The 21727-nt window shown below is 35.9% G+C and carries 23 protein-coding genes and 5 pseudogenes; 21 read left to right on the forward strand and 7 right to left on the reverse strand.

Going from position 1 to position 21727, the window contains the following annotated elements; all coding sequences use genetic code 11:
• Positions 1-793: 793 nt before the first annotated feature.
• Positions 794-1021: a hypothetical protein gene (locus KTI79_RS18420; protein WP_005071544.1), complete on the forward strand. Its 228-nt coding sequence runs from the start codon at positions 794-796 to the stop codon at positions 1019-1021.
• Positions 1022-1130: 109 nt separating this feature from the next.
• Here the strand turns inward: KTI79_RS18420 and KTI79_RS18425 are convergent, their stop codons facing one another.
• Genes KTI79_RS18425 through KTI79_RS18435 form a run of 3 tightly spaced genes read right to left on the reverse strand, consistent with a single transcriptional unit; the run spans position 1131 to position 1984 of the window.
• Positions 1131-1340, reverse strand: a complete 210-nt coding sequence (locus KTI79_RS18425; protein ID WP_000069471.1) for a hypothetical protein — start codon at positions 1338-1340, stop codon at positions 1131-1133.
• The gene (locus KTI79_RS18430) at positions 1333-1635 is read right to left on the reverse strand and encodes a helix-turn-helix domain-containing protein (protein ID WP_001140619.1); all 303 of its coding nucleotides are present in this window, start codon (positions 1633-1635) and stop codon (positions 1333-1335) included. Before KTI79_RS18430 ends, KTI79_RS18425 begins: the two co-directional genes overlap by 8 nt.
• Positions 1628-1984, reverse strand: coding sequence for a type II toxin-antitoxin system RelE/ParE family toxin (locus KTI79_RS18435; protein WP_000269903.1), 357 nt, complete (start codon positions 1982-1984; stop codon positions 1628-1630). Before KTI79_RS18435 ends, KTI79_RS18430 begins: the two co-directional genes overlap by 8 nt.
• A gap of 708 nt (positions 1985-2692) precedes the next feature.
• On the opposite strand from KTI79_RS18435, the gene KTI79_RS18440 reads away from it, so the two are divergent.
• Complete coding sequence (locus KTI79_RS18440; protein ID WP_032056537.1) at positions 2693-3229, forward strand: porin family protein; 537 nt, start codon at positions 2693-2695, stop codon at positions 3227-3229.
• Between the two features lie 169 nt (positions 3230-3398).
• Here the strand turns inward: KTI79_RS18440 and KTI79_RS18445 are convergent, their stop codons facing one another.
• Positions 3399-3629, reverse strand: coding sequence for a hypothetical protein (locus tag KTI79_RS18445; protein WP_032056535.1), 231 nt, complete (start codon positions 3627-3629; stop codon positions 3399-3401).
• A gap of 336 nt (positions 3630-3965) precedes the next feature.
• Between KTI79_RS18445 and KTI79_RS18450 the strand changes: the two genes are divergently transcribed.
• The 9 genes and pseudogenes from KTI79_RS18450 (at position 3966) to KTI79_RS18490 (ending at position 10478) form a co-directional block, all read left to right on the forward strand.
• On the forward strand, positions 3966-4337 hold the full coding sequence (locus KTI79_RS18450; protein WP_032056533.1) for an RcnB family protein: 372 nt from the start codon (positions 3966-3968) through the stop codon (positions 4335-4337).
• Positions 4338-4971: 634 nt separating this feature from the next.
• Positions 4972-5328: pseudogene (locus KTI79_RS18455) on the forward strand (type II toxin-antitoxin system RelE/ParE family toxin).
• A complete protein-coding gene (locus tag KTI79_RS18460) occupies positions 5321-5623 on the forward strand; it encodes a helix-turn-helix domain-containing protein (RefSeq protein WP_032056531.1) in 303 nt (100 codons plus the stop codon). The pseudogene KTI79_RS18455 and the gene KTI79_RS18460 overlap by 8 nt, the downstream one beginning before the upstream one ends.
• Complete coding sequence (locus tag KTI79_RS18465; protein WP_000069474.1) at positions 5616-5825, forward strand: hypothetical protein; 210 nt, start codon at positions 5616-5618, stop codon at positions 5823-5825. The genes KTI79_RS18460 and KTI79_RS18465 overlap by 8 nt, the downstream gene beginning before the upstream one ends.
• Before the next feature lie 174 nt (positions 5826-5999).
• The gene (locus KTI79_RS18470; protein ID WP_000447196.1) at positions 6000-6518 is read left to right on the forward strand and encodes a tetratricopeptide repeat protein; all 519 of its coding nucleotides are present in this window, start codon (positions 6000-6002) and stop codon (positions 6516-6518) included.
• 38 nt (positions 6519-6556) lie between these two features.
• Entirely contained in the window at positions 6557-7069 is a 513-nt protein-coding gene (locus KTI79_RS18475; protein ID WP_032056529.1) for an SMI1/KNR4 family protein, read from the forward strand.
• A gap of 800 nt (positions 7070-7869) precedes the next feature.
• Complete coding sequence (locus tag KTI79_RS18480) at positions 7870-8259, forward strand: tautomerase family protein (protein ID WP_032040164.1); 390 nt, start codon at positions 7870-7872, stop codon at positions 8257-8259.
• 217 nt (positions 8260-8476) lie between these two features.
• The gene (locus KTI79_RS18485; RefSeq protein WP_068555730.1) at positions 8477-9472 is read left to right on the forward strand and encodes a zinc-dependent alcohol dehydrogenase family protein; all 996 of its coding nucleotides are present in this window, start codon (positions 8477-8479) and stop codon (positions 9470-9472) included.
• Positions 9462-10478, forward strand: a complete 1017-nt coding sequence (locus KTI79_RS18490) for a zinc-dependent alcohol dehydrogenase family protein (RefSeq protein ID WP_086375731.1) — start codon at positions 9462-9464, stop codon at positions 10476-10478. The genes KTI79_RS18485 and KTI79_RS18490 overlap by 11 nt, the downstream gene beginning before the upstream one ends.
• A gap of 50 nt (positions 10479-10528) precedes the next feature.
• On the opposite strand, the gene KTI79_RS18495 is transcribed toward KTI79_RS18490, so the two are convergent.
• Complete coding sequence (locus KTI79_RS18495; protein WP_068555731.1) at positions 10529-11428, reverse strand: LysR family transcriptional regulator; 900 nt, start codon at positions 11426-11428, stop codon at positions 10529-10531.
• 135 nt (positions 11429-11563) lie between these two features.
• On the opposite strand from KTI79_RS18495, the gene KTI79_RS18500 reads away from it, so the two are divergent.
• From KTI79_RS18500 to KTI79_RS18520, 5 genes and pseudogenes are all read left to right on the forward strand, one after another.
• Positions 11564-12304 carry an SDR family oxidoreductase gene (locus KTI79_RS18500; RefSeq protein ID WP_068555727.1) on the forward strand — a complete coding sequence of 247 codons (741 nt, stop codon included), beginning with the start codon at positions 11564-11566 and terminating at the stop codon, positions 12302-12304.
• A 72-nt stretch (positions 12305-12376) separates the two neighbouring features.
• Entirely contained in the window at positions 12377-13375 is a 999-nt protein-coding gene (locus KTI79_RS18505) for a zinc-binding alcohol dehydrogenase family protein (protein WP_000649019.1), read from the forward strand.
• Positions 13376-13395: 20 nt separating this feature from the next.
• Positions 13396-13680, forward strand: a pseudogene (locus KTI79_RS18510) (putative quinol monooxygenase).
• Positions 13681-13865: 185 nt separating this feature from the next.
• Positions 13866-14036, forward strand: a pseudogene (locus KTI79_RS18515) (IS3 family transposase); the annotation flags it as partial.
• A pseudogene (locus KTI79_RS18520) lies at positions 14034-14120 on the forward strand (DNA-binding protein); the annotation flags it as partial. The pseudogenes KTI79_RS18515 and KTI79_RS18520, both read left to right, overlap by 3 nt.
• A gap of 272 nt (positions 14121-14392) precedes the next feature.
• Here the strand turns inward: KTI79_RS18520 and KTI79_RS18525 are convergent.
• Positions 14393-14680, reverse strand: coding sequence for a DUF3861 domain-containing protein (locus KTI79_RS18525; RefSeq protein ID WP_005015460.1), 288 nt, complete (start codon positions 14678-14680; stop codon positions 14393-14395).
• Entirely contained in the window at positions 14677-15207 is a 531-nt protein-coding gene (locus tag KTI79_RS18530) for a PadR family transcriptional regulator (protein WP_032056525.1), read from the reverse strand. Before KTI79_RS18530 ends, KTI79_RS18525 begins: the two co-directional genes overlap by 4 nt.
• Before the next feature lie 328 nt (positions 15208-15535).
• On the opposite strand from KTI79_RS18530, the gene KTI79_RS18535 reads away from it, so the two are divergent.
• The 5 genes and pseudogenes from KTI79_RS18535 to KTI79_RS18555 all read left to right on the forward strand — a co-directional run.
• The gene (locus KTI79_RS18535; protein WP_032056523.1) at positions 15536-16180 is read left to right on the forward strand and encodes a TetR/AcrR family transcriptional regulator; all 645 of its coding nucleotides are present in this window, start codon (positions 15536-15538) and stop codon (positions 16178-16180) included.
• An 81-nt stretch (positions 16181-16261) separates the two neighbouring features.
• Positions 16262-17239, forward strand: coding sequence for an MDR family oxidoreductase (locus KTI79_RS18540; protein ID WP_068555420.1), 978 nt, complete (start codon positions 16262-16264; stop codon positions 17237-17239).
• 93 nt (positions 17240-17332) lie between these two features.
• Positions 17333-18554: pseudogene (locus KTI79_RS18545) on the forward strand (IS256 family transposase).
• Between the two features lie 42 nt (positions 18555-18596).
• Entirely contained in the window at positions 18597-21263 is a 2667-nt protein-coding gene (locus KTI79_RS18550; RefSeq protein WP_068555423.1) for an excinuclease ABC subunit UvrA, read from the forward strand.
• Positions 21264-21428: 165 nt separating this feature from the next.
• A partial coding sequence (locus KTI79_RS18555; protein ID WP_262468810.1) for a transposase occupies positions 21429-21727 on the forward strand: 299 nt, incomplete at its 3' end.

Raw genomic sequence — 21727 nt, forward strand, 5'->3', positions numbered from 1 at the left:
ACTTAGGCAGACCACATACCCGAGTTGTCACTTAAATTTGAGTAGATATGAGAAGTCTTAACTTTTAAATCTTTGTGCAACAAAGCCTTAACAAACTAGAATTTATTCTTCTATTTGAAAGGATTCTTAAAATACTCTTTTAATATGGAAATAATTAATAGTGTACTAATTAAACCTAGAAATACTATAAGAACCCACAACATACAATCCAAAGAATATTAAACATTACTGATACAAAAATAATAATATTTTTTTGTCTATTAAGTAACTGAAATTTAGTTTTCTTTACAAGTTAAGTGTTTTATTAAGTTATAATTAAAAGTAAATTTTTCCCAACTAGTATAAAGTTTAAGAGTATAGGTTATTGAATTGTTTCTTATGCAAAAAAAAGTCAAGAATCTTTATTTAAGAAAAGGTGAACACTCATTTGTTCTGCAATCACAGTTCATTTTTAAAGCTAAGCAGCAAAAATGGACTAGTGAAGATATCCAAAAAATTATAGAAAAGACCTTATATCAAGATAAATATAGGGTATATGCAATTTTGAGAGAGTATTCTAGCCAGAATTACGGGTAAATTTGACTTGAAAAAGAGAAGGACTAAAGTCTTTTAGAAGGATATATCTTGGATCCTGAATAAGATTTTTACTATTAAAGGAGTAAAGTTTAGCCTCGATATAAATTTAATCTATTATTTTTACAATAATATTCCATATATCAATACCTAATTTAACTTTAGTTCCTATCGCCAACCCTGTATGGTGCCCGTTCAGAAACACTCTATCGAGGCTAATATGTATAGTTTTTCTGTAAAAGATTTAGATCAATTAATTGAAACGAATCTCAAAGATGGGAATAAATACAGTAAATTATTGATTGGATATAAATTATTTTCTGATTTGATGAATGATCCTATATTTTATACAGAAGTGTCTAATTCAGCTCTGAGCGCTACGAAAAGAAAATATAAGCAACTAAAAATTAAAATCACCACACATCAATATCAGCTTCATTTTGAATAAATCAATAAAACGAAAGTTCTCAGCTCTCTCTTCGTATATGAGAAAGTCACAATTTATGGCCTTTCTCATATCTATTTAGCATAAAATCTCTTATGCGAATCTGGAAAGATTAAGTTATTTCGTAATATTTTATCCAATAAGCATTGTCGAAAATATCAGTGTAATAGCTTGACTTCTTACAATGTGAAAAATAGTCACAGCATAAATCTCTAATAATTTCAATTTCCTCTAGGCTATCAGCAGCATTGACTAAAAATATAAACTTGTCTAAGTTAACAAGTAATTTACTACTATTTTTCAAAGGTTTATTATTAGACATTGAATCCTATGTGTTTTCCTGTTGGAAGCTCTACATCAATACGAAGTTTTCCGCCCATTGCTTCGACATACTTTTTCATCGTTGAAATTTTAAGATCATGACCACGATTTTCGATTGCTGACAATGAAGGCTGTTTGATTCCAAGGGTTGCAGCCAGTTCTTTTTGAGAAATCTCTAACTCTTCACGAATAAGGTGAAGCTGAGTTTCCAACAATAATTCATCCGCCATTTGTTGAATACGAGCTTGACTCTCTGGAGAGCGATTAGCCAATAATTCTTGTAGGGTCTTAGCCATTAGATTGATCTCCTAAAGTTGAAAGATGAATTTCGTATTGCTGATCGGCAATATCTAACATCTCTTTATAAAAACGCTTTTTACCGCCTTTATCACCGATACACAGCACAATAGCTTGTCGTAAAGGATCAAACGCGAAAAAGGCTCTCAGTGGTTTACCTCGATGCTGAACACGTAGCTCTTTCATATTGGTAAATTTGGAGTCATAGACGGTATCTACTAAAGGACGACCTAAACTTGGTCCCTGTTGCTGTAGAACGACCAACGCTGCGAGTACTTTCTCTTGTGTAGATTGATCTTGCTGTGCAAGCCATTCATTAAACAGATCCGTTGTAATGACTGTCCACATATTACAACAATAATATAGATTACAATCTATATTTTATGCTTAATTGAATTATTATTCAAATGACAATAAAAAATCCCGACGTCATGTCGGGATTTTTCGGTGTGGAGCGCATAGGTAGGGCTGACTACCTAATGGTCATGGTGTCTGACTGATTATTCTTGTTTTAAGTCATTGAACATCCTGTTCATATAGATCGATCATAGGGACTTCACTGGTGCTTGGATACAAACAATTTCGTAAAATGCTGTAAGCCAAAGCGTACAAAAAATCATCAAAAATTATCCCAAAGCTTATCCGCAAGAAATGGGGATAAATTCAGAAATGGAAGCCTTAAGGAATCGGAAGGAAATTACGATTTGATCGTTTTTTAACCAATTTTATTGGCAAAATATATCAAAACTGCTCATAAAAAAGCCGACTTGTTCCCAAGTCGGCTTTTCGACATCGTCGAGCAAATTATTTATAGCATAAGTTTTTGATTTTTATATGTTTCAATTTGTTCATTTCGTATAACGCCCGCTATGTTAAATAGAAAATTTCTAGAAGAAATAAAAAAGATTATTTATTAACCAATAAATCAAAAACTATCTCACTAATTAGTATAACTTTATTGCAAAACTTTATTTATATTTCCAATATATGCAAATCCTTTAAATCAATGATTTATGGGTTTTTATATAATTTCAATATTTATTCATGAGATATACAATGAAAAAACTGCTTTTGGTATCACTTCTTGGGACTGTTGCAGCAACTACAGCAAATGCTGGTAGTACAACAATTCAGCCATATGTAGGCGCTGGCTATACATTTTTAAATAACGATAATGTTGATGTACATTTTCTAGGTCTGACTGGTGGTTTGCAATTTAATGAATATGTTGGTGCTGAAGTATTCTGGAATAAATCTGTGAATGACATCGAGTTCGATGGCGATTTAGAAGAACTTGGTGTAAGAACTGATGCCGATGTTCAATACTATGGTATTGGCTTAACAGCTAAATATCCTTTAGCAAATAACTTCTATGCTAAAGGTATGGCAGGTTATGCACGTGTTGACCTCGATGTAGATGCTACTTATCAAGGTTATACAGTTTCAGCTAGCGAAGATGATTCCGGTTTAATCATTCAGGCTGGGGCTGGCTATAACTTCACTCCAAACTTGGCTGCAGAAGTAGCTTACACACACGTTAATGCGTTTGATGGCTTTAATGGTGTAAATGCTCAATTAAAATATAACTTCTAATTTGTTGAGTAAAAGAGCGAGGAGAAAATCCTCGCTTTTTTTGGAAATTTGTACAACAGCCATTATGTTAAATGAAAGAAGTAGTGAATTTATTCTGTCTTATCAGTAGGAAGGCATAAAAAAAGACCAATAAGTTTTTACACTTATTGGCCTTTTCCTTTATTCGTAATTAGTGTTTAGGTGGCAATTTATGCTCTGGATGATGCTTCTTCATGTCATGTTTTGAAGGGGCTTTATGATCGGAATCTCTTTTCATATCATGTTTTGGTGGCTGTGGTTTTTTATCAATATGGTGCTGAGCTGGTGGCTGTTTATGATCCTGTACTGGAGCAGCCATCGTAGTCATTGTGAATGAGGTTGCCATTAAACCAACGAGTAAACCAGAGATAATCTTTTTCATTTCTAAACTCTAAACCTGAGAACTTATTTGATAAGAGGATATTAGGACTGCTTTATGGAGATTAGATGGATAATAATGTGAGATTTAAGTAAATTATTTTCCTCATTAAAACATGATGATTCAACTATATGTTTTTATTATATTTGAGTGAAATCACAGCCTATTTAAAGACCAAATAAATGGTTATTTTGCATTCTAAGTGTTTGTTTTATATTCTAAATTAATCCTTATTTCCTTCTTAATTTTAACAGAAGAATTACATTAAATAATTATTTAAACTTGGTTTCTCATGTTTAATGAAATTATCAATTAAAAGACAAAATGATTAGGTGTGGTATGAATACATTAATTAAAGCAATTGTTTTATCAGTATCAGCTTCTGTTATGGGAGCTTCTGTTTTTGCCGCTCCACAAGAAAATCATAATCAGCCTAAACACGTTAATCAGCATAAAAAACAAGTTGACCAACATAAGAAACAGCCTTTAGTTCAAAAAGCTCAAACTCAGAAGCATACTGTAAAACCTTCACGTGATTGGAAGGCTGGACAAGTTATTCCTTCTCAATACCGCAAAGGTCACTCAGTAGACCATAAAAAGTATAGCAACCTGACTAAACCAGCTAAGAACCAGCAATGGGTGAAAGTAAATAATGATTATGTGCTGATCAATACAGTGAATCACAAAATCATTAAAACTATCAAAGGTTAATATCTCTGATAGAGAAAAATTCTCTAGAAGGCTTTAAATACTTTCTTGAAAAAAACGCAGATCTTGAGATCTGCATTTTTCTTTTCTAATTATTAATATTTTCTAAAATTAACATAATACGCGTTATACGAAACTATTCTTAATTATTTAAATTAAATCAATAATTTGTGAATTTCACATAACCCAAAAAAACACTCAAAAGCCAACTTAGAAACAAGTCGACTGCTTTTTAAGCATTTTTGTCACTTTTAGCCAATAAAATCGGTTGAAAAATGCTCAATATTTCAATTTTTCCTGATTTCTCAAGCGTCACATTTCCGAAATAATCCCCAATTTCTGCGGATAAACTTTGGGATAATTTTTACACCATTTTCGTGTACATTCTGGCGTACAGCCATTCAGGAAATTCACCAATAGCTAGATTCTTTCAGATTTCTTATGATGAACCCATCGAGAACAGGATGTTCCATATAACAACAATAAGATCAGCGACAGGACGCGAGGGATGACAGGAGTTGACCCTAGAACGCAAATACGAAAAACCCCGACAGGATGTCGGGGTTTTTTATTGCCATTTGCAAAGTCATTCAATCAGATTTAATATATAGACTGTAATCTATATTGTGATTGTAATATGTGGACAGTCATTACAACGGATCTGTTTAATGAATGGCTTGAATAGCAAGATGAAGCAACACAAGAGAAAGTCTTAGCTGCATTGGTTGTTCTACAACAGCAAGGGCCTAGTTTAGGTCGTCCTTTAGTAGATACCGTCTACGATTCTAAATTTACCAATATGAAGGAACTACGTGTTCAGCATCGTGGTAAACCGTTAAGGGCATTTTTTGCATTCGATCCCCTAAGACAAGCGATTGTGCTGTGTATTGGTGATAAGAGTAATAAAAAGCGTTTTTATACAGAGATGCTAGCAATTGCAGATGAGCAATACGCACTTCATCTCTCAACTTTAGGAGATCAATCTAATGGCTAAGAGCTTACAAGAATTATTGGCTAGTCGCTCTCCAGAGAGTCAAGCTCGTATTCAAAAAATGGCTGATGAATTACTTTTAGAAAGTCAGCTTCACCTTATCCGAGAAGAGTTAGAAATTTCCCAGAAAGAACTAGCTGCAACCCTTGGAATTAAACAGCCGTCATTATCAGCAATCGAAAATCGTGGTCATGATCTTAAAATTTCAACGATGAAAAAGTATGTTGAAGCAATGGGTGGAAAACTTCGTACTGATGTAGAGCTTCCAACAGGAAAACACATAGGGTTCAATGTCTAATAATAAACCTTTGAAAAATAGTACTAAATTACTTGTTAACTTAGACAAGTTTATATTTTTAGTCAATGCTGCTGATAGCCTAGAGGAAATTGAAATTATTAGAGATTTATGCTGTGAATATTTTTCACATTGTAAGAGGCCAAGCTATTACATTGATATTTTTGACAATGCTTATTGGATAAAATATTACGAAATAGCTTAATCCTTCTAGATTCGCATAAGAGTTTCTATGTTAAATAGGACTAAAAATATACTCTAATTTTAGAGTTTTCTTTTAGGTATGATGTAAAAACATACAAGCCTAAGAGTTTAATTTAAAGGTTAAGAATTGAATAAATTAGTAAATATTTTTATGGCTTTAGGAGTTTGCCTTTCAATGGAAACATTTGCAGAACCTGTTTTTTCTAATGATTTATTAGCGAAAGCAGAAAGTGGAGATACTTCTGCCCAGTTAGAATTAGCTGAGATTTATCTATATGGTCATGGTGTTGATTCAGATGAAAATCAAGCTGAAATTTGGGCTATTAAATCAGCTGAAAATGGAAATGTAGCAGCAATGTTTTGGTTAGCTGATGGATATGTTACCTATGCTAGATTAATAGAGGATGATGACAAAAACGATTCTTTAGAACATTTCCAAAAAGCTTTTAAGTGGTTTCAGAAAGCTTCAGAAAATGGTCATTCTGAATCAATGGTTGAGTTAGCTGACCTATATACTCGCGCAGATAGCGGAATAGAAGTTAATATTAAGAAAGCTTTAGAACTTCGTGAAAAGGCTGCAAAGTTAGGTAATAAGAAAGCAATGCGAAGTCTTTCCGTTATGTATCGTGATGGTATAGGCATTCCTAAAAATACTGATTTAGCTCAAAGTTGGTGGGATAAGTCTGAAAATTAATTTTAGTAAAAGTTAAGGATTTTTTAAGAGTCTAATAAATGAATAGTGTTCATGAAATTATAGAAAAAATACATAATGAATGGGAGATTGAACCTAAGAAAGCTATTCAGAGAGGTATGGAATGTCCCTTTCCTTTGCAGTGTTCATTAAACCTAAAAAGCAAAATTTACCCACAAATACCCCAATTACTTTTACCAAAAGTATTAGAGGATTTTTATACAGTATCTAATGGTGCAGATCTATTTAAAGATCAAGAATACGGACAATGGGGCTTAAAATTATATTCTATTGAGGAAGTAATTTTTGCTTCAAAAATTTATAAAAGTAATCGTAATAATGACGCTCTTCAAAGTGACTTAATTATTGGAGAATTCTATGGAGATTCAGACTTATTGTTAGTTCGATGTGATCCTAATAGTGATGATTACGGCTCTATTTTTGTTGTCTTACCTATAGATCAAAGACAAGATTGGTACATTGTTGCTAATACTTTTCAAGAATTCATTAGTAAATTTTATGAAACTCAGGGTGATAAATTCTGGGAACCTTAAAATTATATGGCCGATATAAGCTCTATTTAACTTATGTTCACCTAAAATTTATTTAATTATCACAAAAATAGTATCATTTTTTGAATTTCATATAACGCCCATTATGTTAAATGGATTAAAATGGAGTCATTTATCTGAAAGGATTTTTAAGATGTTCCTTCACTATAGAAATAATTAATAGTATACCAATCAAAACTAGAACTGCTATAAGAATCCAGAACATACAAACCACAAATATTAAACATTAATAATACAATAATAATACTTTTCTGAGCATAAAGTAACTGATATTTAGATTATTTTACAAGCTCAGGCTTTTGTTAAGTTTTAATTAACAGTAAATTTTTTCTAATTGGTATAAAATTTAGAAGTATAGTAAGCTATTTAATTGTTTCTTATAGAAAAAAAGTAAAGAATCTTTATCTGAGAAAAGGTGAGCACAAATTTATTTTGCAATTAATATTCATTTGTAGGGCTAAATTTCAAAAGTGGACGAATGACCCACATCATTTACTTTAGGTTTCTTTTTCTTGATTTTAAGAAAAATAATTAAAACAGCAATCAATAAAATAAAGATCAGAAATTCCATAAGTATCCTTTAAAAATCTTTAGTTTTCTTAAAATTAACATAATGGGCGTTATACGAATCTCTAAGAATAATTTTATTACACTGATTTTTATATATTTTTTAAATTTTAAGCCTAGACCAGAGTCTAGGTTTTTTCATTTCGTATAACAGCCATTATCTTAAATGGGAGGGGAGATTAAGCTAAAATTAGGGTTTTAATTTAGAGAAAGTAATGTCTCAGATAAAAATTTATGCTTTAGATGAAACTATAGAATTACATCGTGATAATTTAAGTAAAGCTATCCATCAGGCTTTAGTTAAAGAATTAAAATACCCTGAAGAAAAAAGGTTTCAACGTTTTATTCCACTAGAATCCAAAAATTTTATATATCCAGCAGACCGCAGTACATCTTATATAATTATTGAAATTTCCATGTTCGATGGACGAACAAAAGAGACTAAAAAAGCATTTATTAAGACTCTATTCGAAAATATAAACAATCTATGCGGTATTGATTCAAATGATGTTGAGATAACTATATTTGAAACCCCTAAAGAAAACTGGGGCATTAGAGGGGAAAATGCGGATGAACTACAGTTAAATTATAAGGTAAATGTTTAAATTTCCTAAAATTAACATAATACACCTTATACGAAATCAACATGTAAGCCCAAAATAGAAATGTCCGGTTTAGGTACTGTACTAGCATATCTTTAGTGAGCGGATGATATTTATTATTCATTATTTAGGAATTATTAAATCCTATAAATATCATTTATTGGATTAATTTACTTTGGTACTGTGCACATCATCCTCCAGTTAAAAATAAGGAACAATTATGAATAAGATGATGAATGCTCTTATCTTAGAAAATTTTGGTGATCATGAATTTACACGTGTAGAACTCCCTATACCTCAACCAGAGGCTGGGCAAGTTCTAGTACGTATTCATGCTAGTGGTGTAAACCCTATTGATTATAAAATTCGTCTTGGTGAAGCACCATATGCTATGCCAGAGCTTCCTGCCGTGTTGGGAACAGATATGGCTGGGGTTGTAACTGCTATTGGTGAAGGTGTTACTCACTTCAACGTCGGAGATGAAGTTTACGGTCTGATTGGTGGCGTTCGTAATCTTCAAGGATCTTTAGCAGAATATGTTGTAGCAGATGCTGATCTGATCGCATTAAAGCCACGGAATATCTCTATGCGCGAGGCAGCAGTACTACCATTGACGTTCCTCACCGCTTGGGAAGGTTTAGTGGATAATGCTAAGGTCCAACCAGGGCAAACTGTACTGGTTCAGGGTGGTGCTGGTGGCGTTGGTTATATGGTTGTTCAGCTTGCAAAAGCACTTGATGCAAATGTTTGGGCGACTGGTCGTACAGCTGATCAATCACTGATTTCAGAACTCGGTGCAACACCTCTCGATTACACAACAGCATCTTCCGATGACATTATTGCTGCAAGCCCTGAGGGTCAAGGTTTTAACATTGTTTACGACACTGTGGGTGGTCCAGTACTAGAAGCTTCACTTTCCATGACAACTCACTATGGCCACATTACCAGCTGTGCTGCATTTGGTAATCATAATTTAGCGAGTTCATCTCTACGGTGTGCCACACTGTCTGGCGTATTCATCCTATTGCCGATGTTAACAGGCAATCGCCGTTCTCATCATGGTGATGTCCTTAAGATCGCGACTCGTCTCGTTGAGGAAGGTAAACTGCGTCCTATTGTTGATCCTCGTCATTTTACTCTAGATCAAGCGATTGAGGCTCATGATGCTGTTCAAGATCGCTCTGCCAATATTAAGGTAGTTATTGATGTCATTTAACGCACTTCAGGCCAAGACTTGGCGCTTCAATTCTATTGGAGATACAGATGTTCTGACATTAGAAACACTTCCTGTGGCTTTACCAGCCGCAGGAGAAGTTCTAATCCAGATGAAAACGATCGGACTCAACCGGGCTGATGTAATGTTTCGGCGTGGTACTTATATTCAAAAGGCAGTATTCCCTTCTCGTCTGGGATATGAGGGAGCAGGCATAGTTCTGGCGATAGGTGAAGGTGTACGCCAATTTTCTCCAGGAGATGCAGTATCGATTCTTCCGACTGACAATCTAGCCAAATATGGGACATATGCGGACAAGCTTCTGATTCCAGAAACTTTTTTAGTTCACAAACCCGATAGTTTAAGTTGGGAAGAAGCTTCTTCAATCTGGATGCAGTATTTGACGGCTTGGGGTGGTGTAATCCATGCTGGTGGAGTTTCGAAAGGAAAAACGATCTTGATCACAGCAGCTTCAAGTAGCGTAGGATTAGCTGCGATACAGATAGCTGAAGCAGCGGGTGCTAAGGTCATTGCAAGTACACAGACGATAGAGAGAAAGCAACGTTTACTGGATCTCGGTGTTAAAGATGTTATAGCCAGTGAAGATGAACCAGATTTGTATGAGGCGCTTGTTTTACGTTTAGGTGGAGAACATCTTGATGTCGCCTTCGATGCTGTAGGAGGGCCTCATATTGAACAGATTGCAAAAGCGATGTCTGTGGGAGGAACTATGGTTATGCATGGGGCACTTAGCCCGGAGATCACACCATTTCCCCTTAAAGTTGCATTACGCAAGAGCTTAACCATGCGAGGTTTTTTGTTCCTTGAGGTTCTCCATGACCCTGTTCTAAGGGAGCAAGCCAGACGATTTATTCTTAGCAGTATAGGTGCAGGATATCTTCGTCCAGTGATCGACTGTTGCTTTAACTTTGAGGACATGCATGACGCTCAGCGCTATCTTGAATCAAATCAGCAAATAGGAAAAATTGTAGTTACTCTAAATACATGATGGTCTTATCTGATTTCTACTTTCTAGAAAAAAGGTTAGTTCTATCTGATTCAGTTTTCTATATGGCCCAACACTTCCGCTAAGTAATCAAACAATGCTCGGATTCGCAAAGGTGTCGGGCCCCGCTGTGGACGATATAAATACAGGCGCCAAACGGGAGAGGTTTCCTCATGAAGTATCTGAATGAGCTTACCACTCCTAAGCCACGGCAAAACTAGAAATCCAGGCATGTGTCCGAATCCAACTCCAGCGAGAATAGCTTGAAATTCAGCTTCTAGATCATCTGTAATAAAACGAGGCTTTGATGGCGTGAAGCTTCGACTTTCGGTGAATGTCCATGGCCAGTAACGCCCTGTTTTATGATCGACAAGTGCTGTTAGAGGGTATTTATCTAAGTCAATAATTTTTTTGGGCATTCCAACCTTATCAATTAACTCTGGCGTACCCACAGAATAAAAGTTCACTTTAGCCAATTCCCTTGCCACATATCGATTGTCCGGCAAAAATCCAAATCTGATCCCGATATCTATCCGCTCATCGATCACATCCGAGTGTGAATCTGTTAGCACACAATCCACGACAATATCTGGATAACGTGTGGCAAATTCTGCTAGTGCAGGTACTACCAATTTACGCCCTAATACAGACGACACAGTAAGACGGACAGTCCCACGCATTTCATCTCGTTTTTCCTTGGTGTCTTTTACAAACAAAGCATCGATCGATCCCACCGCAAAACGTGCTTGCTTTGCCAGACGCTCTCCATCAGCGGTAATTTTAATTTGTCGAGTACTCCTGTAGAACAGAATCTCTCCGCGCTGCTCTTCTAGCTCTTTTATTGCCCGTGTCACTAACTGTGGGGAAATACCCAGCTGAGTTGCTGCCTCTTTAAAATTTCGAGACTCTGCTGCGACACAAAAGATACGCATCATTTCCAATTTGTTCTGCATATCCAATCCTGTGTTATGGTAATTATTCCGTAAATAGGAATTCTGAAAGATAATATTATTCATTTATTATACCTAACAAGGCTGTAATACTTAACCCATCAAATATGATTGACAGATAGGTTGAAGGTTACTTGTATGAATAATATAGAAAATAAAGTTATTGTTATCACAGGTGCAAGTAGTGGTTTAGGTGAAGCTACTGCTCGCTTACTTGCTAAAAAAGGTGCACAGGTTGTACTTGGTGCTAGACGTACTGAAAAATTAGAGGCTATTGTTCACGACATTCGTGCTGAAGGTGGTCAAGCTGAATTTATTGGTATGGATATAACCAAACCACATGAAGTACAAGCACTTATTGAAAAGGCATTAAGCGCATTTGGTCAAATCGATGTATTGGTAAACAATGCTGGATTAATGTCTATTGCACCATTAAGTGAGCTAAAAGTTGATGAATGGGATCGTATGATCGACATTAATATTAAAGGTGTTCTTTATGGTATAGCAGCTACCCTACCTGTTTTCCAAAAACAAAACTTTGGACACTTTATTAATCTCGCATCTGTTGCAGGGATAAAAGTATTTAGTCCAGGAGGTACTGTTTATAGCGGTACTAAGTTTGCTGTAAGAGCCATCTCAGAAGGCCTTCGTCATGAAGTTGGGGGAACAATTAGAACGACTACTATTGAGCCTGGTGCAGTTGAGTCAGAACTAAAATTCGGTTCTTCTCATAAAGAAAGTTCAGAGTTTGTTACTGATTTCTACAAGCAAGCCATACCAGCTGACTCAGTCGCTCGAGCAATTGCTTATGCAATTGAACAGCCTGCGGATGTAGATATTAATGAAATTGTTTTGCGCCCAACGAGCCAAGAGTTTTAATTATTGAATAACATAAAATGGGAGCACTTCGCTCCTATTTTTACTATATTTTTTAAATTTAAGGACAAATCTATGAAAGCCGTATCGTATGTTATAAATAACCATGATGATTTTAAAAATTCATTGGTAGATATTGAAAAAGCAAAGCCTACGCTTAAGGAGCGTGATGTACTGGTAAAAGTTCAGGCAATCTCTGTGAATCCAGTTGATACCAAAGTGAGAAAAAATTCGTCTGAAGCAAATAATCGTATTTTAGGTTGGGATGCCGTTGGGGAAATTATCGAAGTTGGCTCAAAAGTTACCTCGTTTAAAGTAGGAGATTCTGTTTGGTATGCTGGCGATTTAACCCGAGATGGTAGTAATGCTGAGTTTCAAGCAGTCGATGAACGAATTATCAGTCTTAAACCAATTACAGTATCTAATGCAGAAGCAGCAGCATTGCCATTAACTGCAATAACGGCATGGGAAATGCTTTTTGATCGGTTTCAAATTTCAGAAACAGAAGTTGGCAGTATTTTAATTATTGGTGGTGCAGGCGGTGTAGGATCAATCGCTATCCAACTCCTAAAAGCAAAAACAAATCTGACGGTTATAGCAACTGCTTCGCGTGAAGAAACGAAATCTTGGGTGGAATCACTTGGTGCCGACCATGTCATTGATCATAGCAAAGATTTAAATGCACAAATCGAGACACTAGGCATTGCAAAACCAAAATACGTATTCTCTACAAATCATACAGAAACATATATCAACCAAATAGTTTCTCTGATTGCACCACAAGGCAAGCTTGGATTGATCGATGATCCACAAACATTTGATATTATGCCGTTTAAGACTAAATCTATTTCTATCCATTGGGAGTTGATGTTCACCCGTTCAATGTATGAAACCGATGATATTGAAAAGCAAGGTGATCTATTGCAACAGGTTGCCCAATTAGTTGACCAGCAAAAAATTAGAAGTACCCTCAACCAAAATCTAGGCAAAATTAACGCTGCAAACTTGGAGAAGGCGCATAAGTTACTTGAATCAGGCAAGTCAAAAGGCAAAATTGTACTAGAAAACTTCTAAAACAAATTCAAGGTGAAATAATGACTATTTCAATAATTGCGAACTTTAAGGCAAAATCAGATCAAAAAGAGACGTTAGAAGCGCTTTTAAAAAGTGTAATAGAGCTTACGCTTCAAGAAGAAGGATGCTTGTAATATGAGCTTTATATTAGCGAAAATGACTCGAGTAGATATTTCTTCTTAGAAGAATGGCGTAGCAGGGAGGATTTAGATATCCATATAGCCTCTGATTATATTCAAAGTTTATTTGGTAATATCCAATCGTTAATTGAATCAAGTGATATTATAGAAATCAAAAAAATATAGCTGTATTCGGACATTATGATGAAGTATTCTTCAAATTAACATAGAGACTTAGAAAGCTAACATAATAATGGGAGCTCTAAGCTGCTATTTTTTAATATTTTTTTAATTTTTTAGTAGTAACCTAGGCTTCAACAAATTATGCCCCTAAGGGGAGCCACCAGTACCCTGCATTTTGACAACAATGTCATCGTTTAGAGGCAGCAAATTTACGACCATCAGTCGGTACGACTGGTGATTCATATGATATTGCTTTGGCTGAAACGGTGAATGACTTATACAAAACAGAGGTGATTGAATATTTAAAAGCAGATTGGCAAGGTTTAGCAGATGTACAACTTGCGACACTAAACTGGGTAATCGAGAATAAGCGAATTCCTATTCCTGAACACGTACAGCCTGAACCGGAAAAAAGAGGCTTTGGGAGCCGTTTTTTAGACCCTATGATTAACCACGATTGTTTAACTAATATGAACAAAGTCGTGAAACATTGGTCAAAGAATAGGCGTGGAACGTGAAAAATCATAAAAAAACCCACCTTGGGGAAGATGGGCTATCAACTAGAAACTACAGCATTGATTTCTAAAGATAATTATAACGCATTTCGTATAACGCCCATTATGTTAATTTTAAGAAAACTAAATAATTTAACCTTAAATATTTTTCATATCGGATTAACTCAAAGGAATAGATTTAAATGGGCTAACTCCGTAAGTTAAAGTTTTTTGATTGATTTAATAAATTCAATAAATTGCGGCGAAAAATCTTTAAATAAAGGAATATCTTTATTTTCTAATAACACTTCTCCCATAAGCTTTAATCCTACGGCAAAAGATTTCATTGATTCTTCATCTATAATTTTTTTCTGCTGCAATTTTTCTAAAACTTTGAAAATATCATCGTGATTATAAGCAGTAAAAACAAGATCTTCAGTGTAAGTTGAAGGCTGTCCTTTTGGATCTACAAGATGCTTTACACTAATTTGATATTTATGTTGTTTCATCGGACTACCTCATTTTTAAGACAGCTAATATCAACAGCAGCTTGATCAATGCTCTTAGCAATTTGATGAATTGTTTCTTCAGTCAGTGCATTATTTTTTAATTTAAGTCGCAATGATGTTTTTAAGTTTCCCATTGCACGATAGATATCTAGATATTGATCATTATTTTGAATTTCACGTCGCGTCTCTAAGCGGCCAAGGATATGTTCTAAATGCTCTCTTTGACCATTTAAATGGTTAATACCAGTCACTGTAATCTTGTACTGCTTACGGTCACCATCAGGTTTTTCAATAGAAACAAATTGCATGTCTTCAAGATAAGATAAGGTTGGGTAAATTGTGCCTGTACTTGGGCTATATCCACCACCTACCAACTCACCAATGCTTTTAATAATTTCGTAACCGTATCTAGGTGCTTGTTCAATTAAAAAAAGCACTAGCAATTTCATATGGCCAGATTCAAATAAACGGCTTTTACGTGATGGCTTATCTGAATTTATCAGCAAAGAGTCAGTTGTTTCATTCATAAGTTGGTATATCTAAGATTTAATAAGATATATCTTAATAAATCTTAGATATATTTTCAATTCTTTTATTTATCCCCGCATTTAACTTATGTTTACCTAAAATCTAGTTTATAAATTATTTTTACAATATATTTATTAATTTCAATATTTTGAAGAAAAATAATAGAAATTTATAAAAAATTAGTTCATGAACTTATAGGATTTTTAAGAGCATTTATATGAATGACTAAGTACTGTGAAAAAAGAGAACTAGATGACGTTTAGATAAAATTTTCAATCAAATAATCTTATTGTTGTTATTTCTAGTCACATAGTCTATTTTTATTATATGAATTATTCTTCCTCACCCAAAAGACCACGTGGTCGACCAACCAAACACGGTTGTAACTATGCAGACACTAAAGAAATTTTAATCCACCGAGGTATCGAGTTACTGACCGAACGTGGAATGAATGCTATGAGCTTGCACGATCTCATGAAATCAGTCCAAGTTCCTAAAGGGTCTTTCTACCATTATTTTGTAAATAAAGAGGCTTTTATTTTAGAAGTCTTAGATGCTTATGAACTTTATTTTGTGAAGCGATTGAATAAGTTTTTAAGTCAAACTGATCTTTCCCCACTAGAAAAGCTGCAAAATTTTGTAAAAGATGCGGGTGAAAAAATGCAAAAATATGATTTTAAACGAGGTTGTATTTTAGGTAACTTAGGACAAGAAGTGTCGTATTTGCCACAAGAAATCATTGCCCGAATCGAAAGTATCTTTAAGGTATGGGAGAAATTAGTTTCTGATTGCCTACATCAGTCAAATTCACAATATAGCCTAGCTGATTGCGATGAAGCTGCTTATCAGTTTTGGATTGGGTGGGAAGGTGCAGTTCTAAGAGCACGTTTGGTCAAATCAACAAGTCCCTTAGATGCATTTTATCGCTTGTTTACTTTAGCTGTAAAACAACAAAATCACGTAAAAAGTTAATTAAAAAATAAATGCAGACGTCTGTATTTATTTTTTAATTAATTCTAGACAAGCAGTCTAATTAAATGGAGAGGAAGTTCTATGTACAAAGGTATTGTAATTACTAAAGATGAAGCAGGTTACACATCGCAAATTACTGAGATTGCATCAAAGCCTTTACAAGAAGGAGAGGTTAGAGTCGAAGTCAAATATTCAACACTCAATTATAAAGATGCTTTAGCCATTACTGGGCGTTCACCAGTGGTGCGTAGTTTTCCTTTGACCCCAGGCATCGATTTTTCGGGTGTTGTGATTGAATCAAAACATCCAGCATGGAAAGAAAGAGATGAAGTTCTACTGAATGGTTGGGGAGTGGGTGAAAAGTATTTTGGAGGGCTAGCCGAGCAAGTCACTGTTTCTGGTGATTGGCTCATACAAAAACCTTCTGCTTTTTCTTTTAAAGATACGATGGTTATTGGTACAGCAGGTTATACCGCAATGTTGTGTGTCATGGCTTTACAAAAACATGGTATTAAACCAAGTGATGGAAAAATTTTAGTGACAGGTGCAAATGGTGGAGTAGGTAGTATTGCCATTATTATTTTGAATCATCTTGGTTATGAAATTACAGCTTCAACTGGTCGACCTCAAGAGTCAGAATATTTAACCTATCTAGGTGCGAGTGAAATTATTGATCGTATTGAATTATCTTCCCCAGGAAAGCCATTAAACAAAGAAGTTTGGGCTGGCGTAATTGATACTGTTGGAGGCCATACTTTAGCCAATGCATGTGCTAGTACAAAATATCGTGGTGCAGTTGCTGCGTGTGGTTTGGCAGGCGGAATGGATTTTCCAGCAACAGTTGCTCCATTTATTCTAAGAGGGATTACCTTATATGGAATTGATAGCGTGATGGCACCAATCGAATTAAGAAAAGAAGCATGGGAACGTTTGGCTACAGAATTAGATCAAACGAAATTAGAAACAGTAACGACTGAAATTCAGTTGACAGATGCTTTAAATATTTCAAATGAAATTTTAGATGGAAAAATTCGAGGTAGAGTTGTTGTACAGATATAGTTCAACAAAATGAGTTGTGGGACTGTTCTAAATTTTGTGTAAGTACTTAATTTTCATTTATCCTACTGAGGATAATAAAAAGAGGTACTTCACATGGATGAAGCTACAATCAAAAGTATGGCAGCTGAATTAGCTAAAGGTTTAAAAACTCCTGAATATTTAAACCAAATGACAGCCATATTTAAAAAGTTCATGATCGAAACCGCTCTGAATACTGAGCTTTCTGAACATTTAGGCTATGAAAAGCATCAACCTAAGAAAGGATCTAATGCACGTAATGGTTTTAGCTCCAAAACAGTTCTAACACAAGATGGGCAGCTTGCTTTAGATATCCTTCGTGATCGTGACGGCTCTTTTGAACCACAGATTATTAAGAAGCATCAAACACGCATTACTAGCATGGATGATCAAATTCTTTCGCTATATGCGAAAGGAATGACAAATAGAGAAATTGTTGCTTTTTTTAAAGAAATGTACGATGTCGATGTATCTGCCTCCCTTATTAGTAAGGTGACGGATGCTGTCATTGAACAAGTGACAGAATGGCAAAATAGAACACTCGATAGTCTTTATCCTGTTGTCTATTTAGATTGCATTGTTGTTAAAGTTCGTCAGCATTCAACAGTAATCAATAAATCAGTTTATTTAGCATTAGGCATTAACCTGGATGGTCAAAAAGAACTTCTTGGCATGTGGTTTGCTCAAACAGAAGGTTCCAAATTCTGGCTGTCAGTCATGACAGAGCTTAAAAATCGAGGAGTGCAAGATATTCTTGTAGCCTGCCTTGTGAAGCAGCGCTTCTCAGGACTAAAAGGCTTTCCTGATGCGATAGCCTCTGTCTACCCTCATACTGATCCAGCTGTGTATCGTACATGTTGTACGCAATAGCCTGAGATTTGTGAGCTGGAAGGACTACAAAGCTGTAACAGCAGGATTGAAGGCGATCTATCAGGCAAGTACAGAGGAAAATGCTTTAAAGTCCATAGATATCTTCTGCGATCAATGAAATCACCAGCATCCAAAAATTGGAGAATCTTGGCGTGCAAATTGGGAAAATATCCGAACGATCTTTAGCTATCCTGCTGAAATACGTCATGCGATTTATACGACAAATGCAATTGAATCATTGAATAGCGTGATCCGCCATTCAACTAAAAAGAGAAAGATCTTTTCTTCTGATGATTCAGTGAAAAAGGTCATTTATTTAGCAACTTCAAATGCTGCTAAAAAATGGACCATGCCAATTCAAAATTGGCGTTTAGCAATGAATTGGTTTACGATTCAGTTCGATGATCGATTAAAAGATCATTTATAAAAAATGGGACTAACACAAAATAATTTACAGGCTCGTAGAAACATGAAAATACATTCTTTTGGTGAACACAATAACATTACTTTATCTAATAATTGTATTGAAGTTCGAGGTGCACGTGAGCATAACCTTAAGGATGTAGATGTTTCTATCCCAAGAAATGCACTTGTTGTTTTCTCAGGTGTATCGGGTTCAGGAAAATCATCACTTGCTTTTGGAACTATTTTTGCTGAAGCACAAAGAAGATATTTCGAATCTGTTGCACCTTATGCAAGACGCTTAATAGATCAGGTCGGAGTACCAGATGTTGATGCTATTGATGGTCTACCACCAGCAGTAGCATTACAACAACAACGTGGTGCAAGTAATACCCGTTCTTCTGTTGGAAGTGTAACAACTTTATCAAGTCTCGTGCGAATGATTTATTCGCGTGCTGGTGCATATCCTGCCGATCAGCCAATGTTATATGCCGAGGACTTTTCACCGAACACTCCTCAAGGCGCTTGTCCTACCTGTCATGGTTTAGGTCACATTTATGAAGTTACAGAATCGATAATGGTTCCTGACCCAACACTGAGTATTCGTGAGAGAGCTATCGCATCATGGCCACCTGCTTGGCATGGGCAAAACTTACGCGATATCCTAGTAACCCTAGGGTATGATGTTGATCGACCATGGAAAGATTTACCGCAATCGGATAGAGACTGGATTTTATTTACTGAAGAAACCCCAACAGTTCCTGTCTATGCTGGTTTAAGCCCCGCTGAGACTCAATCTGCACTTAAACGTAAACTAGAACCCAGCTATATGGGCACTTTCACTGGTGCTCGTCACTATGTCCTTCATACTTTTGCTAATACCCAAAGTACGTCGATGAAAAAACGTGTTTCACGTTTTATGGAAGGAAAAATATGCCCTTCCTGTCATGGTAAACGCCTTAAACCAGAAGCCTTATCTATTACCTTTGCTGGAATAGATATTGGTGAGTTTATGCAACTTTCTTTGGATAAGTTAACTTGCCTGCTTGAGCCCATTGTTCTAGGCAATTTCGACGCTCATGATGCTGGAGAAAAGACTAATAATAAAGTAACCCAACTTGATAGATCTGAACGAGCAACAACAGGTAGAGCAGTGCATTCTGTATCTCCAGATGTAAGACGTACGTCAGCACTTTCAGATGAAAAGAAAATTGCTGCCCAGCGTTTAGCAAATGGTGTGGTGGGGCGTTTAAATCAATTACGCCAGTTAGGTCTTGGTTATCTAACATTAGATAGAGCCACACCGACTCTTTCAGCGGGAGAGTTACAACGTTTGCGTTTAGCAACACAATTAAGTTCTATGCTATTTGGTGTAGTTTATGTACTGGATGAACCGTCTGCTGGATTACATCCTTCAGATAGTCAGTCATTATATGATTCTCTCGATAAATTAAGAGACGCTGGAAACTCCGTATTTGTTGTAGAGCATGATTTAGAGCTCATGCGTCGTGCTCAATGGTTAGTGGATGTTGGACCAGATGCAGGAGAGCAAGGTGGTAATATTTTATATAGTGGAGTACCTCAGGGTTTAAGTGAGATTTCAGCTTCACGTACTGCAAGTTATTTATTTAATAAAATCCCAGTTACTCAAAGTTATGGACGTACACCCTCTGGTTGGCTTGAACTTAACAATATTTACCGACATAACCTGCATAATATTGATGCTCGTATACCTCTTGGTGTACTTACAGCAGTTACAGGTATTTCAGGTTCAGGTAAATCTAGTCTCGTTTCTCAAGCTTTACCCGAGTTAGTACTTTCATATTTAGGCAATGAATCTGAAACTAAAAACAATAATGAAAATAATCCTTTAAATGAAGGAATGTTGGTTACTGAGGTTACACAGGGTTCTCTGGCTGGTGATGTGGAGGCTATACAGCGTCTGGTACAGGTTGATCAAAAACCAATTGGCCGTACTCCACGTTCTAATCTGGCAACTTATACGGGTTTATTTGATCATGTTAGAAAGTTATTTGCTGGGACTCCTGAAGCTCGCCAAGCTCATTATGATGCTGGACGTTTTTCGTTTAATGTGGCTAAAGGGCGATGTGAAACTTGTGAAGGTGAAGGCTTTGTCAGTGTAGAATTATTGTTTATGCCAAGTGTATATGCCCCTTGTCCGACATGTCATGGTGCTCGATATAATGATGACACTCTGAAAATTCGCTGGAATGGACGTAATATTGCTGAAATATTAGGAATGACCGTCAATGAAGCACGTGATTTTTTTGATGGAGAGGTCTCGATTGCTCGTTCACTACAATTATTAAAGGAAATTGGCCTTGGTTATTTACGTTTAGGGCAACCAGCGACTGAACTATCTGGTGGAGAAGCGCAACGTATTAAATTGGCGACCGAGCTGCAACGCAATCAGCGTGGAAATACACTGTATATACTTGATGAGCCAACTACAGGTTTGCATCCATCAGATGTAGATCGATTGTTAGTTCAATTGCAGCGATTAGTCGATGCGGGTAATACCGTGGTTATGATTGAGCATGATATGCGTGCCGTTGCACAAGCAGATTGGGTGATTGATGTGGGACCAGGTGCTGGAAATGCTGGTGGGAATATTGTTGTGGCAGGAACACCAAAACAAATAACAGAAAATCAAGATAGCCGTACTGCTCCATATTTAGTTAATGAGTTAGTGAGTCGTGATACTAAACGTTGATATTGCGAGTGGGTAGAATAAAACATTAAATTAAAAGCCTGTAAAATCAATCAGATATTTTTTGTTTTAGGTGGTGTGTGAGCATGAAATCTAAAAGTTTTTTCAACTAAGGGCTTTGTTGCACAAACCTATCTGTAAAGGCTTTTTCAGCAATATAATTTTCAAATGAATAAGCCCGCACCTAAAATCTACCGCACAACCAATTGGCCCGCATATAACCGAGCACTCATGAGTCGCGGAAATATTGCCATTTGGTTTGATCCTGCTACGCAATGGTATGCGCCATCAAAAGGCAAACAAGGGCGAAATCAAACCTACTCCGACGCAGCTATCCAATGCTGCCTAATGATTAAATCTTTCTTTCGATTGTCTTTACGCATGGTTACTGGCTTTGTTCAAAGTCTCATCCATCTTTGTGGGTTAAATTGGATAGCGCCAGACTACACTACAATTTGTAGACGACA

It is taken from the genome of Acinetobacter sp. WU_MDCI_Abxd143 (assembly GCF_025514195.1).
Classification (GTDB): domain Bacteria; phylum Pseudomonadota; class Gammaproteobacteria; order Pseudomonadales; family Moraxellaceae; genus Acinetobacter; species Acinetobacter pittii_H.